This window comes from Hydrogenimonas sp. (genome assembly GCF_029933015.1).
Lineage (GTDB): Bacteria > Campylobacterota > Campylobacteria > Campylobacterales > Hydrogenimonadaceae > Hydrogenimonas.
In genome coordinates, this window is the sequence record NZ_JAOZOZ010000031.1 from 1 (window position 1) to 4,767 (window position 4,767).

Annotated in this window: 6 protein-coding genes and 1 pseudogene; all 7 read right to left on the reverse strand. The window is 61.0% G+C overall.

Annotated elements, in window-relative coordinates; translation table 11 throughout:
• Positions 1-268 (reverse strand): ATP-binding cassette domain-containing protein (locus Q1K23_RS03700; protein ID WP_300362579.1); only part of this gene is annotated, 268 nt, incomplete at its 3' end.
• On the reverse strand, positions 268-951 hold the full coding sequence (gene modB, locus Q1K23_RS03705; RefSeq protein ID WP_300362580.1) for a molybdate ABC transporter permease subunit: 684 nt from the start codon (positions 949-951) through the stop codon (positions 268-270). The genes Q1K23_RS03700 and modB, both read right to left, overlap by 1 nt.
• A complete protein-coding gene (locus tag Q1K23_RS03710) occupies positions 948-1,346 on the reverse strand; it encodes a TOBE domain-containing protein (RefSeq protein ID WP_300362582.1) in 399 nt (132 codons plus the stop codon). Before Q1K23_RS03710 ends, modB begins: the two co-directional genes overlap by 4 nt.
• The gene (gene modA, locus Q1K23_RS03715; RefSeq protein ID WP_366522642.1) at positions 1,343-2,104 is read right to left on the reverse strand and encodes a molybdate ABC transporter substrate-binding protein; all 762 of its coding nucleotides are present in this window, start codon (positions 2,102-2,104) and stop codon (positions 1,343-1,345) included. The genes Q1K23_RS03710 and modA overlap by 4 nt, the downstream gene beginning before the upstream one ends.
• Before the next feature lie 17 nt (positions 2,105-2,121).
• On the reverse strand, positions 2,122-3,678 hold the full coding sequence (locus tag Q1K23_RS03720; RefSeq protein ID WP_300362584.1) for an OprD family outer membrane porin: 1,557 nt from the start codon (positions 3,676-3,678) through the stop codon (positions 2,122-2,124).
• Between the two features lie 10 nt (positions 3,679-3,688).
• Positions 3,689-4,480, reverse strand: a complete 792-nt coding sequence (locus tag Q1K23_RS03725; protein ID WP_300362586.1) for a TOBE domain-containing protein — start codon at positions 4,478-4,480, stop codon at positions 3,689-3,691.
• 2 nt (positions 4,481-4,482) lie between these two features.
• A pseudogene (locus tag Q1K23_RS03730) lies at positions 4,483-4,767 on the reverse strand (ModD protein); the annotation flags it as partial.

Here is a 4,767-nt window from a genome sequence, read left to right on the forward strand (position 1 = left end):
CAAAAAGCGCGTAATCCTGAAAAACGAAGCCGATCTTTCTTTTCTGCGGGGGCAGGGCGTTTTTGCCTTTGAGCCAGAAGTCGCCGTCTACGACGATCCGCCCCGTCGCCTCCTCCAGGCCTGCCAGGATGCGCAGCAGCGTCGTCTTGCCGCTGCCGCTCGTGCCCATGATCGCCGTGAAACTCCCCTCCACGATGGAGAGGGCCACCCGAAGCTCCATGGGGCCCGCCGCCCCTTCGAGGGATTTGGTGATATCGAACGTCAGCATCAGTAAACCCCCAGTTGCCGTCTATGGTAGCGGTTGAAAGTGTAGACGGCCAGCAGTACCGCAAAGCTCAGCGCCACCATGACGGCGCTGTAGATGTGGGCGTTTTCATAATCCATGATCTCGACGAACTCGTAGATCGCCACCGACGCCACCTTCGTCTCACCCGGGATCGAGCCGCCCACCATCAGCACCACGCCGAACTCCCCCACCGTATGGGCGAAGGTGACGATCAGCGCGGTGAGCAGGGAGGGTTTGATGTTGGGCAGCGCCACCCGCCAAAGGGTCTGAAAGGGGGTCTTGCCGGCCAGCAGGGAGGCTTCGAGCATGTTTTTGTCGAGGCTCTCGAAGCCGCTTTGCAGCGGCTGGACCATGAACGGAAACGAATAGAGGCAGCTGGCTACGACCAACCCGGTGAAGGAGAAGACCAGCTTGACGCCCAGATACTCCTCGAAGAAGGCGCCGATGGGTGAGTTGGGTGCCAGGGCCCAGAGTATGTAGAATCCCAATACCGAAGGGGGCAGAACGATGGGCAACGAGATGAGAGCCTCGAACATCGGTTTGGCCCTCGATTTCGTGCGGCTGAGCCACCAGGCCACCGGCAGGGCGATCAGAAAGAGGATGAGCGTCGTGGTGCCGGCCAGTTTGAAAGAGAGCCAGAAGGGGGTCCAGTCGATGCCGCTCACGAAAGCACCTCCAGAATGCTCAGTTCGCTGGCCTGGAAGAGGGCGTAGCCCTTTTCTCCCTCATACATGCCGAGCGTCTCGAGCGTGTTGGCCGGGACGATCGCTTCCAGCGGCAACCCTCCGAAACGGAAGGTGACGACCGAGAGAATCCGCCCTTTTTCGATCGCTTCGACGGATACGGGCAGGGCGTTGGAGATGGCGGCGCTCTTTGGGATTTCGCGGGCCGGGACGATGTGCGTCGCCTTGACGCCTAAAATCACCTCGACCCCCGTCCGAGCGCCCCTGGGCAGTTCGAGCCCCACCATCGTAAGAAGGGTGCCGTCGGCGTCGAAAAAGAGCTGTGAAACCCCCTCGAAGGCAGCGATACCAGTCAGTGTGGCCGGGATGCGATTCATGGCAGCAGGTATCCGTAGGCTTTGAAGATCGCCTGGGCCTTTTTGCCCAGTACGAAGTCGTAAAAGGCCCTGGCGTCGGGATTTTTTTGGGCTTGTTTTAGAAGAACGATCCCCTGGTCGATGGGCCGGTAAAGGGTGGCATCGATGTCGATCCAGTTTTTCCCTTTTTCGAAGCGGCGGAGTTTCGGCGAAAAGAGCGACGATTTGGCGACGATGCCGACGTCGGCGGCGTGAAGCGTGTAGGCCAGTGTCTGGGAGACGCTTTCACCGTATATCAGTTTGGATCGGAGCTGGTCGTAGAGGCCGGCCTTTTTCAAAGCTTCCACGGCAGCTTCCCCATAAGGCGCGGCTTTGGGGTTGGCGACGGCGATGCGGCGTATGGAGGGAGACAGAAGCGTCTTGAGCCCTTCGTCGAAGTCTCGGGGTGTGGGTGAAAGCAGCGCCAGCGCCCCTTTGGCGTAGACTTTGGGCTTCGTTACGGCGGTGCCGCCGCGATAGAGCGCTTCGGGGTAGGCCATGTTCGCCGCCATGAAGAGGTCGTAGGGCGCTCCGTTTCCGATCTGGGCGGTGAGCTTGCCGCTGCTGCCCAGGATGGTCCGTATCTCGATACCGGGATGCTCTTTGGCAAACGCCTTTTTCAGATCGTCCAGGGCGTAGCTGACGTTGGCGGCCACCGCCACGGTGACCTGGCCGGCGTGCAGCGACGCGAATCCAAGCGCCATCCACGCAAAAACGATACCCATCCATCTTTTTTTCAAACCCGTACCCCCTTTTTTCAAAACAGATAGTTCATCTCGAACCGGTACTCGTTATAGGAAGGGTCGCTTCCATCGAGCCTTTTGTGTGCATCGACGAAGCCCATCCGAATCCGCGCCTCGAGCCCCGGGACTTTCGATATCTTCCAGATGGCGCCCAGCTCCAGGGCTTTGCGGTCCGAGGGTGTCAGGGCGATCCACCTGCCTTTGGCCGTTTCGTAGACCTTTTTGCTCTCGTCGAAATCCTCGATCCCGTAGCGGAACATGGCGCTCAAGCCACTGACGATCCCCGCTTTTTCGAAATCGAAATCGCCCCGTACCATCCAGGTGTCGGTGTCGGCGAACCAGTTGTACTGGCCCATGACACGGGTGAAACCGCCGGTGGGAAACCCGCGCCACGGGGCGACGATGTCGGCCTCGTCACCGGTGTGGGAATAGCCCAGCCGAAGCTTCCAGGGCGCGTCGGGCCGTATGTCCAGACGGGCGGCGACGAGCCAGCCGTCGAGGCTCTTTGGATCGTCGTAGCCGCCGCTCTGGCCCGCCGTGTTGGCGTAGTGGGGGCTGAGCAGGCCCAGCAGCGCCGCGCCGCCCACTTCGCCGCCGCCGTTGTCGAACTGTCGCAGATAGCGCACGCCGGGTACGACCTTCCAGCCGCCCGTTTCGAGCGTATAGTGGGCTTCCGCCGTGGCGCTGGAGACCACGTCGGGCACGGCCGTGTAGTTGAGCATCGCCTCGAGGTTCGGCACCTTCATGCTCCACACCTCCGCCACCAGCAGGTCGTGGTGGGTCTCGCGGCCCGATTTTCTGTAGTTGTCGTACGAGAGGCCCCGGTGCATCGCCGAATCGTCGTTGTTGCCCCAGGCGGCGATCAGTTTCTCTTCGCTAGAGAGCCCTGAAAAGCTCCGATCGCCGAAGGTGAGCACGTCGTGAAACGCCGTATGGTCGCGCAGCTTCTGTTTGGTGAACCATGCCAGTTTGAAAAGGTGGCCGGGTAGGTCGCGGCTGGTGAAAGAGAGGCCTTCGAAGGTGTTGGGGACCATTTTTGTGTCGTTGCTTTTGGTCAGCAGGCTCTCGAACTTCTGCCGGCCGTATTTGAGGCGCGTCTTTTTCATGCGGTATTCGGCGTAGAGCTGGGCGACGACGTTCATGGCGTAGCGGTTTTTGTCGTAGACGTCGTGGCGGCACATGGTGTCTTTGCCCGATTTGAGAAATTTGATCTCCTCTTTGTCCATATGCCAGGGGTTCTGGCTGGTGTAGGCGTCGAGGGTGGCGCCGAAGCCGTGGAAGTAGGCGGTTTTGAGGGTGACGCTGCCGCCGATGCCCGCCGACCAGTTGTCCTTCGTTTTGCCGGGGATCTCCTCTTTCCAGTCGTAGCGGAAAGTGTTCATGCGCAGCCGGCCGTACCACGCCCCTTTGGTGAAAAACTCCGTCAGGTCGTTCGCCTCCGAAGGAAGTGTGCGGTAGACGAGGGTTCGGTTGGCTTTCAGGATACGTTTCGGGGTCCCGTCGGCCGGAAGAGCCGTGGCCGTGGCGGCCGTCAGAAGAGAGAGGGTCGAAAAATATGCCAAAAATCGCATAGGGTCTCCTTCAGTAGATGCCGATCATGATCTGGCTCGCTTTGCAAAACGCCGCCACGCTCATACCCTCTTTCAGCGCCAGCCCCTCCAGCGCCGAAGTACCCAGCTGCGCGCACAGGCGCGTGCCCCCTTCGAGGGCGACGATGACGTCGTGGTTGACGCTTCCATGTTCGATGCGCTCCACGATCCCCTCGAAGCGGTTTTCGACGCCGAGCCTAAGCGCGGGATCGGTCGAAAGAAGCAGGGCGTTGGCCTTGAAGAGGGCGTAGACGCGGGAGCCGACGGCGATGTCGAGCTCCTCCAGGGAGTCGTTGGTGATCGTCGCCGTGAGGGGATGGCCTCCTTTGAGGCGGAGGGTGATCTGAGAGTTGACGGCGCCCCGTTCGATGTGGCTGACCTCTCCGGCGAGCTGGTTTCGGGCGCTGATGCGCATCGACATGGAGTTGAGCAGTCGCAAATGTCCATCCTTTTCGTTGACGCGGCGGGAGAGGTTGTGCAAAAACCGTTCGTGCTCCTCTTCGAGGATGCGGAAGGTCTCCACCACCTCCCGGCCGTAACCGGTCAGGCGTGTGCCGCCGCCGCCCTTTCCGCCGGTGACCCGCTCCACCAGGGGCTTTTCGGCCAGGTTGTTCATGGCGTCCACGGCATCCCATGCCGCCTTGTAGCTCATCTTCATCGCTTTGGCCGCCTTGGAGATGGAGCCGGTTTCGTCGATGAGGCGCAGAAGCTCCATCCGGCCGTGTCCCAGAAAGGCGTGCTTCTCCTTTCCCAGCCAGAGGCGGCCCGCCACTTCGTTGCGCATGCTCAGAGCCTCTGCATACCGACCCCGATGTCGGCCGGGGCGGCGAAGTAGTAGGGGGCGGTCGTGATGAGACCGTCCACGCCCGTGGCGGCGTAGTCGGCGACGTTTTCGAGGCGTACACCCCCGGTGGCCAGCAGACGGATGTCGGGGTATCTGTTTTTGAGGGTATTCACCGCTCTTTCAAGATCGGCGGGAGAGAATTTTTCCAGCTGGAAGAGCCGCACCCCCCGTTCGGCGAAAAGAAGTGCGTCCTCGATCGAATCGGTCTCCACGGCCAGCGTCTTTTC

What these genes read in the sequence shown, in the direction of transcription:
- Q1K23_RS03710 (WP_300362582.1), bottom strand. Translation starts at nt 1,346, where the DNA reads ATGAATCGCATCCCGGCCACACTGACTGGTATCGCTGCCTTCGAGGGG.
- Q1K23_RS03720 (WP_300362584.1), bottom strand. Translation starts at nt 3,678, where the DNA reads ATGCGATTTTTGGCATATTTTTCGACCCTCTCTCTTCTGACGGCCGCC.
- Q1K23_RS03725 (WP_300362586.1), bottom strand. Translation starts at nt 4,480, where the DNA reads ATGCGCAACGAAGTGGCGGGCCGCCTCTGGCTGGGAAAGGAGAAGCAC.